Annotated in this window: 24 protein-coding genes and 1 pseudogene; 17 read left to right on the plus strand and 8 right to left on the minus strand. The window is 65.5% G+C overall.

What is annotated here, in order from left to right:
• Nucleotides 1–35: 35 nt before the first annotated feature.
• Entirely contained in the window at nucleotides 36–962 is a 927-nt protein-coding gene (locus RBB46_RS08090; RefSeq protein ID WP_306028409.1) for an AEC family transporter, read from the minus strand.
• The gene (gene ruvX / locus RBB46_RS08095) at nucleotides 959–1465 is read right to left on the minus strand and encodes a Holliday junction resolvase RuvX (protein WP_306028410.1); all 507 of its coding nucleotides are present in this window, start codon (nucleotides 1463–1465) and stop codon (nucleotides 959–961) included. The genes RBB46_RS08090 and ruvX overlap by 4 nt, the downstream gene beginning before the upstream one ends.
• Nucleotides 1466–1603: 138 nt before the next feature.
• On the opposite strand from ruvX, the gene RBB46_RS08100 reads away from it, so the two are divergent.
• Nucleotides 1604–2311 carry a metal-dependent hydrolase gene (locus RBB46_RS08100; protein ID WP_306028412.1) on the plus strand — a complete coding sequence of 236 codons (708 nt, stop codon included), beginning with the start codon at nucleotides 1604–1606 and terminating at the stop codon, nucleotides 2309–2311.
• Between the two features lie 323 nt (nucleotides 2312–2634).
• On the opposite strand, the gene RBB46_RS08105 is transcribed toward RBB46_RS08100, so the two are convergent.
• Nucleotides 2635–2943 (minus strand): hypothetical protein, encoded by a 309-nt coding sequence (locus tag RBB46_RS08105; protein ID WP_306028414.1) that lies wholly within the window; start codon nucleotides 2941–2943, stop codon nucleotides 2635–2637.
• A gap of 235 nt (nucleotides 2944–3178) precedes the next feature.
• Here RBB46_RS08105 and RBB46_RS08110 point away from each other — a divergent pair, with 235 nt between their 5' ends.
• From RBB46_RS08110 to gatA, 4 genes are all read left to right on the plus strand, one after another.
• Entirely contained in the window at nucleotides 3179–3670 is a 492-nt protein-coding gene (locus RBB46_RS08110; RefSeq protein ID WP_306028415.1) for a nuclear transport factor 2 family protein, read from the plus strand.
• 118 nt (nucleotides 3671–3788) lie between these two features.
• Nucleotides 3789–4076, plus strand: coding sequence for an Asp-tRNA(Asn)/Glu-tRNA(Gln) amidotransferase subunit GatC (gatC, locus tag RBB46_RS08115; protein ID WP_306028416.1), 288 nt, complete (start codon nucleotides 3789–3791; stop codon nucleotides 4074–4076).
• A 4-nt stretch (nucleotides 4077–4080) separates the two neighbouring features.
• Entirely contained in the window at nucleotides 4081–4569 is a 489-nt protein-coding gene (locus tag RBB46_RS08120) for a GNAT family N-acetyltransferase (protein ID WP_306028418.1), read from the plus strand.
• 98 nt (nucleotides 4570–4667) lie between these two features.
• Nucleotides 4668–6143: an Asp-tRNA(Asn)/Glu-tRNA(Gln) amidotransferase subunit GatA gene (gene gatA, locus RBB46_RS08125; protein ID WP_306028419.1), complete on the plus strand. Its 1476-nt coding sequence runs from the start codon at nucleotides 4668–4670 to the stop codon at nucleotides 6141–6143.
• A 254-nt stretch (nucleotides 6144–6397) separates the two neighbouring features.
• Here gatA and RBB46_RS08130 read toward each other — a convergent pair whose 3' ends face one another.
• Nucleotides 6398–7033 (minus strand): LysE family translocator, encoded by a 636-nt coding sequence (locus RBB46_RS08130; RefSeq protein WP_306028421.1) that lies wholly within the window; start codon nucleotides 7031–7033, stop codon nucleotides 6398–6400.
• A gap of 207 nt (nucleotides 7034–7240) precedes the next feature.
• On the opposite strand from RBB46_RS08130, the gene RBB46_RS08135 reads away from it, so the two are divergent.
• The gene (locus RBB46_RS08135) at nucleotides 7241–7387 is read left to right on the plus strand and encodes a hypothetical protein (protein WP_306028422.1); all 147 of its coding nucleotides are present in this window, start codon (nucleotides 7241–7243) and stop codon (nucleotides 7385–7387) included.
• Here the strand turns inward: RBB46_RS08135 and ftrA are convergent.
• Complete coding sequence (ftrA, locus tag RBB46_RS08140) at nucleotides 7369–8415, minus strand: transcriptional regulator FtrA (protein ID WP_306028424.1); 1047 nt, start codon at nucleotides 8413–8415, stop codon at nucleotides 7369–7371. The two genes, RBB46_RS08135 and ftrA, sit on opposite strands and share 19 nt — an antisense overlap.
• A gap of 187 nt (nucleotides 8416–8602) precedes the next feature.
• Between ftrA and RBB46_RS08145 the strand changes: the two genes are divergently transcribed.
• Nucleotides 8603–9010, plus strand: coding sequence for a rhodanese-like domain-containing protein (locus tag RBB46_RS08145; protein WP_306028425.1), 408 nt, complete (start codon nucleotides 8603–8605; stop codon nucleotides 9008–9010).
• 494 nt (nucleotides 9011–9504) lie between these two features.
• On the opposite strand, the gene RBB46_RS08150 is transcribed toward RBB46_RS08145, so the two are convergent.
• Nucleotides 9505–10338, minus strand: coding sequence for a hypothetical protein (locus tag RBB46_RS08150; protein WP_306028426.1), 834 nt, complete (start codon nucleotides 10336–10338; stop codon nucleotides 9505–9507).
• Between the two features lie 148 nt (nucleotides 10339–10486).
• Between RBB46_RS08150 and RBB46_RS08155 the strand changes: the two genes are divergently transcribed.
• Nucleotides 10487–11515 (plus strand): trypsin-like peptidase domain-containing protein, encoded by a 1029-nt coding sequence (locus RBB46_RS08155; protein ID WP_306028428.1) that lies wholly within the window; start codon nucleotides 10487–10489, stop codon nucleotides 11513–11515.
• Between the two features lie 248 nt (nucleotides 11516–11763).
• Here RBB46_RS08155 and RBB46_RS08160 read toward each other — a convergent pair whose 3' ends face one another.
• Nucleotides 11764–12021, minus strand: coding sequence for a YjhX family toxin (locus RBB46_RS08160; protein WP_306028429.1), 258 nt, complete (start codon nucleotides 12019–12021; stop codon nucleotides 11764–11766).
• Nucleotides 12022–12330: 309 nt separating this feature from the next.
• Here RBB46_RS08160 and RBB46_RS08165 point away from each other — a divergent pair, with 309 nt between their 5' ends.
• Nucleotides 12331–12636, plus strand: coding sequence for a phosphatidylglycerophosphatase (locus RBB46_RS08165; protein ID WP_306028431.1), 306 nt, complete (start codon nucleotides 12331–12333; stop codon nucleotides 12634–12636).
• 25 nt (nucleotides 12637–12661) lie between these two features.
• Here the strand turns inward: RBB46_RS08165 and RBB46_RS08170 are convergent, their stop codons facing one another.
• Complete coding sequence (locus tag RBB46_RS08170) at nucleotides 12662–12916, minus strand: DUF6455 family protein (protein ID WP_306028432.1); 255 nt, start codon at nucleotides 12914–12916, stop codon at nucleotides 12662–12664.
• Nucleotides 12917–13115: 199 nt separating this feature from the next.
• On the opposite strand from RBB46_RS08170, the gene RBB46_RS08175 reads away from it, so the two are divergent.
• The 8 genes and pseudogenes from RBB46_RS08175 to RBB46_RS08210 all read left to right on the plus strand — a co-directional run bounded on the left by RBB46_RS08175 (nucleotide 13116) and on the right by RBB46_RS08210 (nucleotide 17663).
• Complete coding sequence (locus tag RBB46_RS08175; RefSeq protein ID WP_306028433.1) at nucleotides 13116–14351, plus strand: flagellar hook-length control protein FliK; 1236 nt, start codon at nucleotides 13116–13118, stop codon at nucleotides 14349–14351.
• Entirely contained in the window at nucleotides 14348–14617 is a 270-nt protein-coding gene (locus RBB46_RS08180; RefSeq protein WP_306028435.1) for an EscU/YscU/HrcU family type III secretion system export apparatus switch protein, read from the plus strand. Before RBB46_RS08175 ends, RBB46_RS08180 begins: the two co-directional genes overlap by 4 nt.
• Before the next feature lie 171 nt (nucleotides 14618–14788).
• The gene (locus tag RBB46_RS08185; RefSeq protein WP_306028437.1) at nucleotides 14789–15817 is read left to right on the plus strand and encodes a fatty acid desaturase; all 1029 of its coding nucleotides are present in this window, start codon (nucleotides 14789–14791) and stop codon (nucleotides 15815–15817) included.
• 136 nt (nucleotides 15818–15953) lie between these two features.
• On the plus strand, nucleotides 15954–16316 hold the full coding sequence (locus tag RBB46_RS08190; RefSeq protein WP_306028438.1) for a type II toxin-antitoxin system RelE/ParE family toxin: 363 nt from the start codon (nucleotides 15954–15956) through the stop codon (nucleotides 16314–16316).
• Nucleotides 16309–16593, plus strand: a complete 285-nt coding sequence (locus RBB46_RS08195) for a helix-turn-helix transcriptional regulator (RefSeq protein WP_306028441.1) — start codon at nucleotides 16309–16311, stop codon at nucleotides 16591–16593. Before RBB46_RS08190 ends, RBB46_RS08195 begins: the two co-directional genes overlap by 8 nt.
• A 19-nt stretch (nucleotides 16594–16612) precedes the next feature.
• A pseudogene (locus RBB46_RS08200) lies at nucleotides 16613–16852 on the plus strand (fatty acid desaturase); the annotation flags it as partial.
• A gap of 85 nt (nucleotides 16853–16937) precedes the next feature.
• Complete coding sequence (locus RBB46_RS08205) at nucleotides 16938–17135, plus strand: hypothetical protein (protein ID WP_306028442.1); 198 nt, start codon at nucleotides 16938–16940, stop codon at nucleotides 17133–17135.
• 6 nt (nucleotides 17136–17141) lie between these two features.
• Nucleotides 17142–17663 carry a hypothetical protein gene (locus tag RBB46_RS08210; RefSeq protein WP_306028444.1) on the plus strand — a complete coding sequence of 174 codons (522 nt, stop codon included), beginning with the start codon at nucleotides 17142–17144 and terminating at the stop codon, nucleotides 17661–17663.
• Nucleotides 17664–17698 lie beyond the last annotated feature (35 nt).

Consider the following 17698-nt stretch of genomic DNA (forward strand, 5'->3'; position numbering starts at 1 on the left):
CTCAAGTGCGGAGAACGCTTCTCCACCGTCACGCCCTAAACGGCGATGAGGAGGACAAGCGGCATGGAGACGGCCGCGACCAGTGTCTGCAGTGTAAGGATCTCGGCCATCAGCGGCGCGTCGCCTCCCATCTGGCGAGCGAGCAGGTAGGCGTTGCCGGCGGAGGGCACCGACATGGCGATCATCACCGCCGTGAAGGCGGGGCCATGCACGCCGATCAGGGTGGCGAAGAGAAAGCCGAAGAGCGGCATGACGGCGAGCTTGAGGATGGTCGCGCTCGTCAATGCGGGCCCGGGTCGGCGCAGGGAGCCCAGGTTGAGCCCGGCGCCGACGCAGACGATGCCGATGGGCAGGGCCGCGCTGCCGAGGATCTCCAGCGTCGACCAGGCGAAGCGCGGCAGCGGCAGGCCGGTCACGTTGATCGCAAGCCCCACGGCGGTCGACCAGATCAGCGGGTTGCGGACGAGGTCGAGCGCGATCTTGGCGGCGCCCGGCGCCTCGCCGCTGGCGAAACGCGACAGCACAAGCACGTTGATGATGTTGAGCAGCGGGATCATCGCCACCACGGCAACCGCCAGCAGGGCGACGCCGTCGGCGCCCAGCAACTCGTCGGCGATGGCCAGCGCGACGAAGGTGTTCCAGCGCGTCGCCCCCTGGAACACGGATGAAAAGCGCGGGCCGTCGATGCCGAAGCTGCGTTTCAGGAGCGGTTGAAGCGCAAGCGCAAGGGCCGTCATCGCGAAGATGGACAGGACCAGGGCGGCACTCATCTCGAAGGCGGGAATGGCCATGAAGTCGGTGCGGGCGACGGTCGAGATGATGATGGCGGGGAACAGCAGGAAATACGCGATCTTCTCGATGCCGCGCCACTGGTCGCCGGTGATGAGCCCCATGCGGGCAACGACATGGCCGGCGGCAATGACGAAGAGCACCGGAACGAGCGCGTTGAGAATTCCGTTCACGGCGAGGGGTCCCGTTGCTGTGCGCTGCGCGCCAGATGGGCGAGACGGTCGAGATAGCCCTGGAGGATGAAGGCCGCGGCCATCTTGTCGACCAGTTCCGCGCGGCGCGCGCGCGAACGGTCGGCCTCGATCAGCGTGCGGGTGACGGCGGCCGTCGACAGGCGCTCGTCCCAGGCGGTCATCGGCAGGTCCGTCAGGGGAGCCAGGTTGCGGGTAAACGAGCGGGTGGCCTGGACGCGTGGACCTTCCGAGCCGTCCATGTTCAGCGGCAGCCCGATGACCAGGCCGCAGATTTCGTGTTTGGCGCAGACTTGCAGAAGGAGGGCCGCGTCGAGACCGAACTTCTTCCGGCGGATGGTCTCCAGCGGCGAGGCGATGCCGCGCCCGAGATCCGAAAGCGCCAGGCCGATCGTCTTGGTGCCGAGATCGAGGCCGAGCAGCCGGCGCCCCGGGGGCAGGACAGCGGCGAAATCTTCGTGCGACAGGAGCGGATCGTGGGCCATCTTCCGGCTTTAGCACGGCGATGCGCGGGCGAACAGATCGCGGGATTGCCCTCGCCGCACAGGCGGCTAGATTCCCACCGGACATTCACGCTGCGGGAGCGGCTCCCGGGGCAAACCCGAAAACCTTGAGGCAATGCAATGAAGATCACCCATCTTGGCCACGCCGCCTTTCGCGTCGAAATTCCCGGAGCGACGATCCTCATCGACCCGTTCCTTTCCGGAAACCCGTCCTTTCCCGCCGACATGAGCGTCGAGCAGGCGAGCGAAGGGGTGACCCATATCCTGCTGACACACGGGCATGACGACCATATCGGCGACACGATCGCCATCGCCAGGGCGACCGGCGCGCAGGTCACGGCGAATTTCGAAATCGCCATGTGGGCGCAGTCACAGGGGCACGAGAACATCAACCCGATGGGCTGCGGGGGCACCGTCGATGTCGGCCCGTTCGCGGTCTCGCTTACCCAGGCGCACCACACCTCGTCGTCGCTCGCCGACGGCTGGCCGCCGGTCTATATGGGCCAGCCGAACGGCATTGTCGTGCGGGCCAAGGACCAGCCGGTGCTCTACCACATGGGCGACACCGACATTTTCGGCGATATGGCACTGGTCAATGAGCTCCATGCGCCGAAGGTCGGCATCGTGCCGATCGGTGACCGCTTCACCATGGGCGCGCGCACGGCCGCGCTCGCCTGCCGCCGCTATTTCGACTTCGACACGGTCATCCCCTGCCACTACGGCACGTTCCCGATCCTCGACCAGTCGGCGGATGCCTTCGTCGCCGAGATGGGCGACCAGGGCTCGCGCGTGAAGGTGACGGCGCCGGGCGGATCGCTGGAGGTCTGAGGCGGGGCACGCGGGGGGGGGGGCGAGAGTGCCTCGCCCGAAGCCGCACACGCAGGATGTCATCCCCGGCTTGACCGGGGATCCAATGGCCACCGCAGCCGGGGTGACGGTTCTCGCCTGCCGCGACCGGCTCGGAGATGAACGTCTGCGGACCCGCGTGACGCGCAGCCTCCGGGGGCGAGGACATGTCGGCGAGGGCTGCATCCCCTTTTCGCGCGCCACCTCGCGTCCAGCCCTCTCCCTTCGTCCTCCCGGCCGCAGGCGCAGCCGGGGAGCAGGGATCGGAGAGTCGAGGGCCTCTCGGTCGAGGTTCTGCCGTGGTGCTAGTCCGCGCGGGTTTTCTGGATTTCGCAATCGGACGGCAGGGAGGGTCCCCAGAACCCCTGGTCGAGCCAGCAGGACATGACGATGTCCGGGCGGTTCTCGATTTCCAGCCTCATGAAGATGTCGTGGTGAACGAGCTTGCAGGTTCCGGATGCGGTCCTGTCGGTGCGATCCGGCATCGCGTTGATCATCTCGCCGCAGCGCGCCTCGGCAATCTCGACGCTCGCTTGGTAGACCTTCTTCTGAAAAATGAGGAACCCGGAAATCAGGCCTAGGGCCAGCAGGACTATGACCACGTTCTTGAGCAACGGCCTCTCCGCGCCTGAAAAATACTGTCGGTCGGCAATGTCTTTGCGAGGATGTCGATCATCATTGTGATCGCAGTGGGGCAGGGGCGCTTTCTAGGACACCGCAAACACCGTGCTTTTCCGGTTCCGGCTCGCGCTTCGTCTGCCCGGAATGACGCAAAAGAGGCCGCTTTAACGGCTGGACAGATGATAAATGTTCACGTAATGTTCTCATCTGTCCAGAACGGGTGCAGCCATGACCAACATTGTCCGTCCCTTTGTTTCCGGCGCGAAAGCGCTGCCGTTTCGTTCCCGCCTTGATGATTACATCGTGACCCTGTCGCGCGGGGATCTGGCCGGCGCGGCCCGTGCGCATTTCGCGCCCGACATCCGCCTCTACGACAATGGCTCGCTGGCTGCCGACGGGCTCGAGGCGGTGCTTCGCAAGATGATGCCGGTGCTGCGCCGCTTCACCATGCTGCGCGGCACGGTCGACGATCTGGTCTGCGACCGGGCCCGGGAAATGGCGGAGTTCGCCTGCCGCTTCGACGGGGTCGATATCGATGGACGGACGGTGCGCGAGACGGTGATCTTCCGCCAGAGCTGGCGGCTGGGGCGGATCGTGGAGGAAAGTCAGGAGCGGGGCGGTCGCGTCGACCGGGCCTTTGGCGACGACCGGCTGCTGCGCAGTCTGGTCAGCGGTGCCCGTGGGATGCCTGCCGGCGATGGCGGACGTATTTGCGCCTGAGCGCGGGCCAGATCGTGGGCAGTGCCTTGCAGGTGGAAGGACGCGGGTGATATAGCCCGTGGGAGCGGGCCGGCGGCCCGCGCCGCGAGCCGGTCCACATCCCTTTCGGAGAGTCTGCATGTCCGTCGATATCGATACGGTGAAGCGCGTCGCCCATCTGGCGCGGATCAAGGTCACGGACGACGAGGCCGGCAAGATGACCGGCGAGCTCAACACGATCCTGGCCTTTGTCGAGCAGCTTGACGAGGTCGACGTCGAGGGCGTCGAGCCGATGACCTCTGTGGTCAAGCAGGAGATGAAGAAGCGTCAGGACACCGTCACCGATGGCGGCTATCCGGACAAGGTGACGGGCAACGCGCCGGCCTCCGACGACAATTTCTTCATGGTCCCGAAGGTCGTGGAATAGGATCATGGCCTTCGTGGTGGGTGTCGAGAGCCCGCTCAGCGACGAAATGCGGAGCCTGATCGGCGAGCTGAATACCGTTCTTCTCGCGCTGTCGCCGCCCGAACATTGCCATCACATGAGCGTCGAGGAGATGGCGGCTCCGGACACCACCGTCTTCGTCGCCCGCGATCCGGAAAGCGGAGCGGCGCTGGGCTGCGGCGCGCTCCGCCGGCATGGCGGCGGCATCGGCGAGGTGAAGCGGATGTATACCCGCGAGGCGGCGCGGGGGCTTGGCGTCGGTGGCGAGATTCTCGGCCGCGTCGAGGCGCTGGCACGCGAAGAGGGGTTGCGCGAACTGGTGCTGGAGACCGGCGACCGGCACCACGCGGCCTGGCGGGTCTATGAGCGGGGCGGTTTTTCGCGCTGCCCGCCGGTCCTCGATTATCCCGATACGCCCTTTTCCGTCTTCTATCGCAAGGCGCTGGCGGAGGCCGGCGAGACCTTGCGGGCTTGACGGGAGCCGCGCGGGGCGCGAGACAGGCGCAACGACATGCCGTGAGCGCGCGGCGCAGACCATTCCAGCGTGACCTAAGTCCCAGCGAGACGACCCAGATGACCGAGCTGACGAAACTGACCCTGGCAGAGGCCCGCGACCGGCTTGCCGCGCGCGAGATCAGCGCGAGCGAGCTGACGAACGCCTATCTTTCGGCGATCGAGGCGGCCAATCCCTCGATCAACGCCTATGTCGCGGTCACGCCCGAGCGGGCACGGGAGATGGCGGCGCGCTCTGACGAGAAGCTCGCCCGGGGCGAGGGCGGGGCGCTGGAAGGCATCCCGCTCGGCATCAAGGACCTGTTCGCCACCGAGGGCGTCCACACCCAGGCCTGCAGCCACATCCTCGACGGCTTCAAGCCGCCGTATGAATCGACCGTCACCGCCAACCTGTGGGCGGACGGCGCGGTGATGCTCGGCAAGCTGAACATGGACGAATTCGCCATGGGCTCGTCGAACGAGACCTCCCATTACGGCAATGTCGTCAATCCGTGGCGACGCGCCGGCTCCAACGAGGCGCTGGTGCCGGGCGGCTCGTCCGGCGGTTCGGCCGCCGCCGTTGCCGCCTCGCTGTGCCTTGGCGCGACCGCGACCGACACGGGCGGCTCGATCCGCCAGCCGGCGGCGCTGACCGGGACGGTCGGCATGAAGCCGACCTACGGGCGCTGCTCGCGCTGGGGTGTCGTTGCCTTCGCCTCCTCGCTCGACCAGGCCGGGCCGATCACCCGGACGCTGCGCGACAACGCGATCATGATGCGCTCGATGGCCTCCAGCGATCCCAAGGATACGACCTCGGTCGACATGGCCGTGCCCGACTACGAGGCGGCGATCGGCCGTTCGGTCAAGGGGTTGAAGATCGGCATCCCGGCCGAATACCGGGTCGACGGCGTGCCGGAGGAGGTCGACGCACTGTGGGCCAGGGGCATCGAGTGGCTGAAGGCGGCGGGTGCCGAGATCGTCGAGATCAGCCTGCCGCACACGAAATACGCTCTGCCGGCCTATTACATCGTCGCGCCGGCCGAGGCCTCGTCCAACCTGGCCCGCTATGACGGCGTGCGCTACGGCTTGAGGGTTCCTGGCGAAGACATTGCCGACATGTACGAAAACACCCGTGCCGCCGGTTTCGGCACCGAGGTGAAGCGGCGGGTGCTGATCGGCACCTATGTGCTTTCCGCCGGCTACTACGATGCCTATTACCTGCGCGCCCAGAAGGTGCGCACCCTGATCAAGCGCGACTTCGACCTTGCCTTCGAGGCGGGCGTCGACGCGATCCTGACGCCGGCGACGCCGGACGCGGCCTTCGCGCCGGGCGCCTTCAGCGGCGATCCGGTGCAGATGTATCTCAACGACATCTTCACCGTGACGGTCAACATGGCCGGCCTGCCGGGCCTTGCCGTGCCGGCCGGCCTCAACCGCGACGGGCTGCCGCTCGGGCTGCAGCTGATCGGTCGTCCGTTCGACGAGGAGACGCTCTACACGCTCGGCCATGTGATCGAGGAGGCCGCCGGCCGGTTCGAGCCGGCAAAGTGGTGGTAGGCGGATCCTGAATCAATTTTCGCGCAGAATCTTGCAAGAATTGCGCGAAAATTTTTCGCGATTGTCGCATCGAATTGCGCGTCAAGAGGCCCGGAAGGCAGACTTTCCGGGCCTTTTGTCGTTTTCCGGCCGCCTATACGCCCCTCAATCCGGTCCAGTACCGGCGGATCATGCGCCGGAACAGGCTCCGGGTCAGGGTTCCAGAATAGGCGCTCAAACAGGAGCGGGGACAAGGCAGGCGGCCCCTTCGGATTTCAGCTCGCCGCGGCGCGCCGCCAGCCGATAGCCAGAAGACCGGCGCCGATCATCATCGAACCGCCGGCCCGGTTGATCCACATCCGCACGGAGGGCTTGCGGATGCGGGTGCGCACAAGCGTGGCCATCAGCCCGTAGGCGGCGGCGTTGAGCGTGGCCAGCACGATGAACGTCACCTCCAGGATCGCCATCTGCGGCAGCAGCGGCTGCGCCGTGTCGAGGAACATCGGCAGGAAGGCGACGAAGAAGACGATGCTCTTGGGGTTGAGCGCCGTCACCGCATAGGTGTGCAGGGCAATGCGCAGGGCCGGCGCGCGCGGCGCGTCGGGCTCGACATCGGGGGCCACCGTGACCGGCGCCCGCCACAGCTTGACGCCGAGCCAGACGAGATAGGCGCCGCCGATCCATTTCAGCGCGGTGAAGAGCGTGGCCGAGGTGGCCAGCAGCGCCCCGAGGCCCAGCATGGAGGCCGTCATCGCGGTGAGGTCGCCAAGCGCGACGCCGATCACCGTCGCCGAGGCGGCGGCGCGGCCGTGACCGAGCGCGTAGGCCACCACCAGAAGGATGGTCGGGCCGGGGACGGCCAGAAGCACGAAGGAGGCGGCGGAAAAGGCCAGCCATGTTTCAAGGGTCATGAACAACTCCTGCGGTTTGCAATGCGCCGAGCAATCCACAGCCGCGCGCGCCTGAAAAGGAAAAAAACGGGCCGGATGTCCGTTTTAGGAGAGGGCGGGCCGGCGCCTGGGCAGGCCGGTGCCTGAGCGGATCGGCGCCGGGGAACCGGTCAGGGCGTGATGCGTTGGTCCAACGTGTCCCAACCCGGCCTGAGGACCGAATTTTCAATGAACGATGCTCCTACCGAGAAACCCCCGCAGGAGGCCCGGCAAGGCCGTCGCGGCCGTCCGGTGCTGCTTGTGCTTGTCCTGAGCGCCACGTTCGCAGCGGTCGCGCTGGCGGTCGTCGGGCTGATCTATTCGCCTGGCGGGTGATCGCGAAAGGCGAGGCCGGACAGGGTGTGCGGGCCGCGTGTGGCAGGGCCGCCGAAGCGCCTGCGATAGCTTGATGGCGTCACCCCGAAACGCGCGCGGAACTGCCGCCTGAGACTGTCGGCCGAACCGAAGCCGCAGGCGAGCGAGACGTCCTCAAGCGGCCGGCTTGGCTGCATTTCCAGCAGCATTTGCGCGGCGCGCAGCCGCTCCTGCAGGACGAAGGCGCCCGGCGTCATCCCGGTGGCGCCGACCACGCGGCGGTGAAACGTCCGCTCGCTCATGCCCGCGCGCCGGGCCAGCGCGTCGATCCCGAGCGGTGCGCCGAGGTTTGCCCGGATCCAGTCGAAGAGCGGGCCGAGCCGGCCGCTTTCATGGACACTTGCCACGGGGGCGACGACGAATTGCGCCTGGCCGCCGTCGCGATGGGCGGGCAGCACCAGCCGGCGGGCAACGCCGTTGGCGAGCCCGGCACCGAAATCCCCGCGCACCACATGCAGGCAAAGGTCGATGCCGGCGGCGGAGCCGGCCGCCGTCAGGATGTCGCCCTCGTCGATATAGAGCGTGTCCTCGACGAAGCGGATGTTCGGAAAACGGTCCTTCAACGCCGGCAGATAGCGCCAGTGGGAGGTCGCCCGCCGCCCGTCGAGAAGGCCGGTCGCGGCCAGCACGGCAACGCCGGAGCACAGCGACATCAGCCGCGCGCCGCGCGCGTGCTGCCGGCGAAGCGCCTCGACCAGCGGGGCGGGCACCGGCTCGCCGATGCCGCGCCAGCCCGGCACGACGATGAGGTCGGCTTCCTCCAGCGCCTCCAGCCCGGCCTCGACCGAGACGAAGAGGCCGCCGGCGGCGCGCAACGGGCCGTCCTCGGCGGCGCAGGTGCGGAACCGGTACCAGCCGGGCCCGGCCTCGGGCCGGGGCAGGCCGAAGACCTCGCAGGCGACGCCGTATTCGAAGGTGCAGAGCCCGTCATAGGCAAGCGTGCAGACCAGGGGCGGGGCTGTTGCCGGGCCTGTCATCGGACCAGTCATCGGGCCAGTCGTCGGACCGGCCATAGGGGGAGACGTCGGTGCGGTCATCAGGCGGGGTGTCCGGTAGTGCGTTTGGCGGTGCGTTTGGCAGAAAGTGTCGGATCATAGGACGTTCTGCCACTGGCGGCCAGCCCCGCGCCGGCCGAGGATGGCGCCATCCCGCAGGCAACCAGGCAAGAGGTTCGACATGTCCAGTCCCGTCACCGAGATCGCCCCCGCCAGCGCAGACGCCGTGCTCGCGCATTACCGCAAGCGCCTCGCCTTCGAGACCGACTGCGCCGACGTCCATGCGGCGCAGGCAGCCGGCACGGCCGACTTCGTCCTGTGCGATGTGCGCGGCGCGCAGGCTTACAGACGGGCGCATGTGCCCGGCGCGATCAGCCTGCCGGTCGGCAAGATGAGCGAGCGGCGCATGGCCGAATGGCCGGCGGAAACGCTGTTCGTCGTCTATTGCGCCGGGCCCCATTGCAACGGCACCGACAAGGCGGCGATCCGCCTCGCCAGCCTCGGCCGCAAGGTGAAGGTGATGATCGGCGGCATGACCGGCTGGGCCGACGAGGGCTATGCCTTCGAGGGGGAGGGCGAGATCATCTGACGAGGCAGGTTCCTGCCTTAGGAGCAGGACTTGCCACCTGCCCGCAGCCAACCGCTGGGCCAGCAAAGGCGGCAGTACAGCGGACTCGGAGGGTGCCGGAGTGGCCCGTCAAGGCGATGTGTTTGCTAGGAATGCATTTTGGTAGCGGCCTGCATTGAACCCCCGACAGCCATCCTAAAGAAAATCAACGGCTTATGCTCTCGTAGGAGCTGCTTGCAACGTGCATACAAGTTTTTCTTGATAAATCAATAAATTATCTAATTTTTGTGGTGGCGGAGGACCGCTACAGTCGATCCACACACCTACCGGAAATACGCTATAGTCTCCGACCGTTCTCTCGGACATTGGCAGCCTAGCTACGCCTACAGGATTGACCGCTTCGGGGTGTTTCAGACCGTCCGGTTCCGGAGGGCGATCAAGGGATAGCTGCGCTGTCTGCTGGCCGACCTGGAACTACAGCATGGGTCGCAATCGTCAGGTAAAGAAAGCACCCTCTAGGAGGACGACAAAGACATTCTGATATTCATATTTGCCGGAACGTGCATACCGGCCTTGATCGTGGTCGGCAGTTGAACGTTGATCTTGTCCTCCGGCTTTGCCAGTCGGATAGTCTTCATCGCGCGGACCAATAGGGCCATGATCGCAACAGCTCCGTGATCGTCGGCAGGGTCACATGACATCGCGCCGAAGGTAACGCTCGCCGATTTGGACTTCTTGTCTTCCTCCCAATGTAGCCAGCCGACGCCGGATGTTATCTCTAGGAAGGGAAGCCATTCGCCACTCTTTTCGTCCTTGACGCTGAGGTTCGGCCATGATCGGCCGATGCGGCACCCGTGCTTGAAGGCGTTGTAAACAGTCTTTTGGCTGAACAGCCGTGCTTGAACAGAGATGAACTTGATGACTTCATCGTCTAGGACATTCTCGGTTCCCAAACGGCCCCAGAATTTGGCCGCGATCCATTTGTCGTAGTCAGTAACACCGCGAATTCCGAGTGTGGTGGGTATCTCTTTACGAGCTACGGATTGCACCGCGTCATTGAATTTTTGGCCGAAGAATTTCTTGGCAAATCGGGGGACTGGCCCATGCGGATGACTACCCAAGAGAACGGTGAGCAGCGTTTCGATAGCATGAAATCGGGTGAACATCAGGGCGGATGCTTTCATTTCATCCATTCCCTCAAGTAGATCAGCGCCGAAGCCGCTATCCTTGCTTGGTTTTTCATCTAGGCGGTAGTGCTGATCAATGTCCTTTGTGTAACGAATGCAACTTGCCTGTTTCAAATGGTAGAGTGGATCAATCTGCGACCAAAATAACTTCTCGACATCCATTCTGGGTTCCTCCTCTAATGTCTTGGAAATTTGCCGCAACGCAGCGTTATTGAAGGGGCCGCGGCATGGTGCTCACAATATCCCACTTATTTTTGTCGGCACAGGCAACGCTCACTCCACTATGATCCAGAAGCAAGGTTCAACCGACTTGGAAATCTTCAAGCCCTTCTTCGGCCGAAGAGGCGATGGCGTGTGGGAAATTCAGGCGATGGCGTCTGTACCTCTCAAACCCAAAAACGCAGAGGACTCCGACTTTTACGCTGTTGAGAACGATATGTTCGTCGCGCAGCCGAATATCATTGGGACAATCCATTCGGTTCTCGCGAAAAGCATCGTGCCAATCGTGGCACATGTTCCGGGTGAGACACATCTTCGGTGTTTAGGAACAGGCTTTTTCATTAGCTGCACGGGCCTCCTGATCACGGCCGCTCACGTGATCACCGATCCGATCGACCGCCGGTATGGAGGTACGCGGGAACTTGATGAACAGACATGGCACTTCGGGCAACTAAAGCTCGGTGTGATGCTGCCAGTAAGCCCACTGGCCGGGTTCAAAGGCTATATCTTTCGTGACATTGAATGGGCAGGGTTTCTCGGAGAACGGACCATACACCCAATTCCCATTCGAGGCGTTGAGATCAAGCTGACCTCCGACACAGCCCTATGTAAGGTCACGGAACTTGGCGCGGGAATTGCGCATCAGCCGCTCCCAATTATTCAGCCCGGATTGAGGGGCATTGGCATTGCGGTCGGAAAGTCGGCGACGGCCATCGGCTATGCCGGAATGCAGGATGTCGAGCTTTCGATGGAGCGGTCCGACATGGCATCCGGTGATTTCCGGTTTGAATTGCACGTATCTAGAGGCACTGTCTTGGAGAGGTTCCCTGACAACGCCGAATGCCGACAGGTTCCAACACCGGGTGCATGCTTTTCGGCATCGATGAAGTTGCCCGCAGGTATGAGCGGAAGTCCAATTTTTGATGACGAGCGGCTATATGTTCACGGCGTCGTAAGCAAGGGCTGGGAGGATGAGTCTGGACCCAGTAACCACGGCTATGGGTCGATGCTCGAACACTCACTAAGAATCCCGATTCGATTTCTCGACGGAAAAACGCTGCTCGACCTCTTCAAGGAGCAAGAGCATGGGCTTCCCAAGTTCTTCATCCCAGATGCCTAAAAACTGATCAGACATCTTGCAGGGGGAGGTGTCTCTGATTTTTGGCGCGGACACAGTGGATGGCATCGAGCACGCATGGATTGTCGTTCCAACGGGGCTAATGTTGGGTGCGGAGCCATAAGTCGATTTCCCTGCAACTGGTTTTATGACTCATAGTCTCCAAGCGGAAGGCGCTGTTGAAGTCAGTTCGCTGTGAGCCGGTCCATCCACCCCGGAGAACCGTTCCAGGCTCCCCGGGGCTTTGGTTTCTACCTGTTGTCGGCCTGCGCGCGCACGCGCACCAGCCCGAGCCGCGTGATGCGGTAGGGGCCGGAATTGGCCGAGGCGATCAGCCGGCGGCGCTTGAGCTTGCGGAAGAGCTCCAGCGTCATGCCGGCGTGGTGCCAGCCTTCGCGGGTGATAATGCGCAGGTCTTCGATGCGGCCGCGCTCGTCCTTTTCGACGAGCACGCAGCCGCCCTGAGCGAGCAGGTGCAAGACCCGCTGCTCGGTCCTTGAAATATCCATCGGGATGTCAGTTCCGGAAGATGCAATTCGACCGTCGACCGCCGCAGCCCTTGTCGCATGCGGCGTCGTTTGGGTTCTCGCCCGGTCGTCAATCAGGACCGGGCTTTACCGGGCCTCGCGGTTTCCGCGCATAAAATCTCCATCGAAAGACGATAGTCCGATACCGCCGATGGCCGGCGAGCGCAATCGCGCCGGAGGGGAGGGCGGTCGGTCTTCCCGCCACCGTGGCGGATTTGCCGCATGCGGCGGGCGTGTCGGTTGCAGGTTCGGCGGCTTCCCTTTTGGGCGCGGCGGACCTAAAACACGCCCATGACACCCGCCGAATCCCTTTCCCTGCTCTTCGGGCTGGCCGGCCTGCTCAATCCGTTCGCGCTCTTGATCGGGGCGGCGCTCGGCTGGTACGCGGATGCGCGCGCCAAGCTGATTATCGCGGCCTTTGCCGCGGCGGCCTTGAGCGTTTTGATCGACGCCTCGCTCAACCTGAGCGGCGTGCGCCCCATCGGCGGCTATGACGGCGGGCCGCTGGCCGTGCTGCCGTTCCGCTTCGTCGGGGCGCTGCTGATCGCCATGTTCGTCTACGGCATCCGCAAGCGCGCGCGCCGCAAGCGCAAGTAGGCCTCCGGTTCGACCTGGCGCCGGCTCAGTCCCGGCCGGTCCAGCGGGCGAACAATTCGCCATTGCGGCAATAGTCCGGGGTTTGCCGCGCGCCGTCCTCATGCGCATCCAGCCAGCCGGCGCAATCCTGCGGCCGGTCGCAGCCCATGCAGCGGTGGATGGCGGCGCGCATCGTCGTCTCCAGGGTGAAGTCCATCGGCATCGCGTCGCTCGCCCCGACCGTGCGCATCATCCGCCCCATCAGGCCGGCCCTCTCGTCCAGGCGTTTCATCAGTCCCATCACCGCATCCTCCAACTCGCCGCCCATGCGGCGCCGGATCTCAGCCTATAATGGTTGCGGATGAAACTGTTTGATCAGGATCAAGGCGCGGGAGAGGGGCTGCGAAGCGGGGGAGAGGCGAGGCATACGGGCACGCGCGGATTTCCGCGAATCTGCTAATGTCGCAAGGGTGCAACATCCGCACGGGCGGGGCTCTCGCATGATCTCGCGTGTTTCGACACCGACGGGCGTTGTTGCCGTCACCCCGGTCACCAAGCTGCCGCCGCTCAATGTCGGCGATGTCATTGCCGTGCGCGTTGCCCGGCACATGGCCGACAATGTCATGCGCCTGGTTTCCGGCACGTTCCAGCTCGATGTCGAGGGGGAGGAGATGCTGCCCGTCGGCGCGCGGGCGAAGCTGGCCGTGGAGCGGGGCGCGGACGGGGTGCGCTATCACGTCAGCGCCGAGGGCGAGGCGGGTGCTGCACGGGGCGCGGGCGGCACGCGCGAGGCCGCGGCCCTTGCCCGCATCACCGACCTTGCGACGCGGCTGGCGGCCGACCAGGACGGACTCGCCCCGCTTTTTGCCGGCGCCGCCGCCGCCGCCCGGACCATGGCCGCACTGCCGGCGGGCAACACGCTTTTTCCCCCGGCGGCGGCAGGCGCGCTGGCCACGCTTTTCGGGTTCCGGCTCGACACGGGCGCGCGGTTCGACGGGACGGCGTTGCGCCAGGCCTTGACGCGGATCGCCGGGCAATCGGCGGGCGGCGCGGGGACGCCGCCGGGCGGCGAGACGCTTGACGAGGCGCTGGCCGCACTGGTCCGCGCCCTGCGCGGCACGGCCGGGGAGCGGGAGGCGCCGTCGCGGCAGGCAACGCCGCCGCCGCTGCCGGGCCTGCAACGCCATCCGCGCGGTGAACGCCCGGCCCGGGCCAGCGGCGAGTTGCTGTCCGCGCTCGGGCGGCGCGATGCGCAAGGGGCGGCCGCGATCCTTGCGGGAAAGGGCGAGGCGGCGCTGGCGAGGGGCCGGCTGGCGGCGCTCGCCTCGCGCGGGCTGCTCGCCGATGCGGGCGCGGACCCGGCCCCGTTCGACCGGGTGCTCGACCTGCCGCTGCTGATCGGCGGGGAGACGGCGGTCATTTCGCTGCAGATCGGCCGCGACGACACGCCCGGCCACGAGGGCGAGGGCGCCCACCCGGCCTGGCGGCTGCGCTTCGGGCTCAACACGGACGGCACCGGCCCGGTCGAGGCGGTGGTCGGGCTCGACGGCACCCGGCTGTTCGCCAGCATCTGGGCGGTGCGCGAGGAGATCCGCATGGCGCTCAACGACGGCCTGCCGCGCCTTGCCGTGACGCTTGCCGAGCTGGGGCTGGAGGTGATGGACCTCAAGGTGCTGGCGGGCCTGCCGGACGACCCGCCGGCGCCCTCCGGCCAGTTCGTGGATATGGTCTCGTGAGCGGCGAGCGGCGCGAGCCGCCGGCCGTTGCCGTCGCGCTTCGCTACGACCATGCCGGCGCGCCGCGCGTCACCGCCAGGGGACGCGGCACGGTTGCCGCCCGCATCCTGGAACTGGCCGCCGAACACGGCGTGCCGGTGGAGGAGGACGAGGCGCTCGCCGAAGCGCTGTCGCAGGTGGAACTCGACCGGGAGATCCCGATCGAGCTCTATGAGGCGGTCGCCGCCGTGCTACGCTTCATCCTGGCGGCAAGGGGGCGGCTTTGAGGGAAGCGGGCGCGCCGCGGCAACGAAATGACTTGCCAAACCCGGGCCGAAATGGGACTTCCGTCTCCCAAGCCGCCCGATATCGCGCCCCTGGCGCGGCAGGGCAGTGTTCCAGGCGGGTCGTTATCTCACTCCTCCATCGGGGGGCTCGCTCCCAGGATTGGAAAGCCATTGCCGAACACCGACTGCCCGCCGAAGGAAAAGCCCCGCTCCTGGAACGCCTCGCTGGCCAGGTACCGCGAACCGAGCACGGCGCGCAGCGTCTTCGAGATCCTCGCCAGCCTGCTGCCCTTCGCGGCCCTTTGGGCGGCGGCGGCGGTGCTGACCGCCAACGGCCAATGGTGGGGCCTCATCCTGACCGTGCCGGCCGCCGGCCTTCTGGTGCGCCTGTTCATGCTGCAGCACGATTGCGGGCACGGTTCGCTGTTCTCGCGGCGCGGCCTCAACGACTGGACGGGCCGCGCCCTCGGCGTGCTGACCTTCACCCCCTATGACTACTGGCGGCGCACCCATGCGATCCACCACGCCTCGACCGGCAATCTCGACCAGCGCGGCATCGGCGATGTCGACACGCTGACGGTGCGCGAATACCAGGCGCTGCCCCGGGCCGGCCGGCTGCGCTACCGGCTCTACCGGCATCCGCTGGTGATGTTCGGCCTCGGACCGGCATGGCTGTTCGTGTGCCAGTACCGGCTGCCGGTGGGATTGATGCGCGGCGGGCTGGAGCCGTGGGTCTCGACCCTTGCCACCAATTTCTGCATCGCCGGCATGGCAGCGCTGCTCATCTGGGCGGCCGGGCCTGTGCCCTTCCTGATGGTGCAGGGGCTGATCATCCTGATCGCCGCGACCGTCGGCGTCTGGCTCTTCTACGTCCAGCACCAGTTCGAGGACACGCACTGGTCGAAAGGGCGCGAGTGGAACTACACGACGGCGGCGCTGGAGGGCAGCTCGCATTACGACCTGCCGCCGGTCCTGCAGTGGTTCACCGGCAATATCGGCATCCACCATGTGCATCACCTGTCGAGCAAGATCCCGTTCTATCGCCTTACAGAGGTGATGCGCGACTTCCCCGAGTTGCGCGACATGAACCGCATCACCCTGCGCCAGAGCCTTGGCTGCGTGAAACTCGTCCTGTGGGACGAGGACACCCGCCGGCTCGTCTCGTTCCGCCAGGCGCGGGCGGGTAGCGCTGCCGCCTGAGGGGGGGGCGAGGAGTAGGCCGCGAGACACGTTTTGTTCTTGCGGTGGAGGTGTCCTGACGGGCAGGCTGAACGTACCGGAAATGCGTTATTGAATTTTACCTTTTGAAGTATACCTTATACGGTAGGGTTGTGATATGAACTCGTTTCACAAGGTCCTGCAGGCTGCATTCTATGTCTCTGCCTCCGGCAAGCGGCCGGTGCGCGAGTGGTTGATGGACCTGACGCCCGAGGACCGCAAGACCATCGGCGAGGACATCGCGACGCTGGAGTTCTGCTGGCCCATCGGCAAGCCGAAATGCGCGCCGATCCAGGGCGTGAAGAGCATGTATGAGGTTCGCTCGAACATCTCGTCCGGCAGGATCGCCCGTGTCCTGTTCGTCCTTGTCGGCAACCGGATGGTGCTGTTGCACGGCTTCGTCAAGAAGACCCAGCAGACGCCGGAGAAGGAACTGAAACTGGCGATCACGCGCATGAAGGAGGTGCAACGCCATGGCTGACAATCCGCATATCGGCGAAAGCTTCGAAAGCTTCCTTCGCGACGAAGGGGTCTATGAGGAGGTCACGGCAACCGCGATCAAGCGCACGCTGGTGATGCAGATCGAGCAGGAGATGGCCGCGAACAACATCTCCAAGTCCGAGATGGCGCGGCGCATGAAAACCAGCGCGTCGCAACTCGCCCGCCTGCTCGACCCGGACAATGACCGCATTCAGCTCGACACGCTCATCCGCGCCGCCGCAGCCGTGGGGAAGGGGATCGCGGTGGAGTTGGTGTGAGGGGGACGGGCGCGAACCGCTCTGGCCGGTCCTGCAATGGTTCACCGGCAATATCGGCATCCACCACTTGCATCACCTGTCGAGCAAGATCCCGTTCTACCGCCTAACAGAGGTGATGCGCGACTTTCCCGAGCTGCGCGACATGAACCGCATCACCCTGCGCCAGAGCCTCGGCTGCGTGAAGCTCGTCCTGTGGGACGAGGACACCCGCCGGCTGGTCTCGTTCCGCCAGGCCCGCACGGCCCGCGCCGTCGCCTGAGGGGCGGGGAAGGGAAAAGGGGGGGGCGAGTTGATCATTCCGGCGGGCGGCGCCATATTGTCTGTCTGGCAATGGAGACGCGCGAATGTCCGCCCCGAACGCCCCGGCCGACGACAAGACCCGCAGCAACACCGGGCACGGCGCCGAGCCGCGCGGCGACGGCTTCACCGTGGAGGCGGCGGCCCGGCTGCGCGGGCAGGGCGCGGCGCGCCCGTCGGTCGAAGAGATTGTCACGGACACCAATATCCGCTTCGCCGAGACGCTTCGCCGCCTCGGCGAGTGAACTCCCATGCCGCAACCCGACTGGCTCGATCCGCGCGACATCGACGAGATCGTCGCGCAACTGGCCGTCGCCTTTCCCTCGCATCTCATCCGGCCGCTTGCCCGCGTCAAATTGAATATCGCTGGCAGTGATATTCAATTTGACGCGGCGAAAAGAATCGATCATACAAAGACCGTGGTGATTGCTCATGCTGAACCCGTCCAAGTGTGGGGCCTAGAGCCCTGTGGGAACCTAGAGTTCCCGTCTCAATCCCGTCGTCTGGCAGGGACCGTGGCCGCGCGCCGCACCCGCTGGGCTCTGGGTGCGGCATATTCGAGGTCAAACGTCGCTGAACAGCCCCTCTGTTTCTACGGGCGCCGGCACTCATGCCGGCGGAAGCAGAGGACTATACCGATGAGCAAAGAAGATCGTCACCAGCGGCGGCGCCGCCGACTGACCCGCGCTTGGCTTTTTAAGCTGATCGTCGGGCTCGGTCAGGCAGCATACTATGTTGCACGTTTCTGGTTCTGGTTGTCAGACCGGCAATGAGCGGCGACCTCGAAAATAGCCGGAGGGAGCATCAA

Origin of the sequence: Stappia sp. MMSF_3263 (assembly GCF_030733745.1) — a bacterium.
In the GTDB taxonomy this organism is placed as follows: Bacteria; Pseudomonadota; Alphaproteobacteria; order Rhizobiales; family Stappiaceae; genus Stappia.

Coding starts and splice junctions, on each gene's coding strand:
- RBB46_RS08150 (WP_306028426.1), bottom strand. CDS start 10,338: ATGGATGTCGAGAAGTTATTTTGGTCGCAGATTGATCCACTCTACCAT.
- gatC (WP_306028416.1), top strand. CDS start 3,789: ATGTCCGTCGATATCGATACGGTGAAGCGCGTCGCCCATCTGGCGCGG.
- RBB46_RS08210 (WP_306028444.1), top strand. CDS start 17,142: ATGCCGCAACCCGACTGGCTCGATCCGCGCGACATCGACGAGATCGTC.
- RBB46_RS08175 (WP_306028433.1), top strand. CDS start 13,116: ATGATCTCGCGTGTTTCGACACCGACGGGCGTTGTTGCCGTCACCCCG.
- RBB46_RS08130 (WP_306028421.1), bottom strand. CDS start 7,033: ATGACCCTTGAAACATGGCTGGCCTTTTCCGCCGCCTCCTTCGTGCTT.
- RBB46_RS08100 (WP_306028412.1), top strand. CDS start 1,604: ATGAAGATCACCCATCTTGGCCACGCCGCCTTTCGCGTCGAAATTCCC.
- RBB46_RS08145 (WP_306028425.1), top strand. CDS start 8,603: ATGTCCAGTCCCGTCACCGAGATCGCCCCCGCCAGCGCAGACGCCGTG.
- ftrA (WP_306028424.1), bottom strand. CDS start 8,415: ATGACTGGTCCGATGACAGGCCCGGCAACAGCCCCGCCCCTGGTCTGC.
- ruvX (WP_306028410.1), bottom strand. CDS start 1,465: ATGGCCCACGATCCGCTCCTGTCGCACGAAGATTTCGCCGCTGTCCTG.
- RBB46_RS08120 (WP_306028418.1), top strand. CDS start 4,081: ATGGCCTTCGTGGTGGGTGTCGAGAGCCCGCTCAGCGACGAAATGCGG.
- RBB46_RS08190 (WP_306028438.1), top strand. CDS start 15,954: ATGAACTCGTTTCACAAGGTCCTGCAGGCTGCATTCTATGTCTCTGCC.
- RBB46_RS08165 (WP_306028431.1), top strand. CDS start 12,331: ATGACACCCGCCGAATCCCTTTCCCTGCTCTTCGGGCTGGCCGGCCTG.
- RBB46_RS08170 (WP_306028432.1), bottom strand. CDS start 12,916: ATGGGACTGATGAAACGCCTGGACGAGAGGGCCGGCCTGATGGGGCGG.
- RBB46_RS08160 (WP_306028429.1), bottom strand. CDS start 12,021: ATGGATATTTCAAGGACCGAGCAGCGGGTCTTGCACCTGCTCGCTCAG.
- RBB46_RS08205 (WP_306028442.1), top strand. CDS start 16,938: ATGTCCGCCCCGAACGCCCCGGCCGACGACAAGACCCGCAGCAACACC.
- RBB46_RS08110 (WP_306028415.1), top strand. CDS start 3,179: ATGACCAACATTGTCCGTCCCTTTGTTTCCGGCGCGAAAGCGCTGCCG.
- RBB46_RS08135 (WP_306028422.1), top strand. CDS start 7,241: ATGAACGATGCTCCTACCGAGAAACCCCCGCAGGAGGCCCGGCAAGGC.
- gatA (WP_306028419.1), top strand. CDS start 4,668: ATGACCGAGCTGACGAAACTGACCCTGGCAGAGGCCCGCGACCGGCTT.
- RBB46_RS08195 (WP_306028441.1), top strand. CDS start 16,309: ATGGCTGACAATCCGCATATCGGCGAAAGCTTCGAAAGCTTCCTTCGC.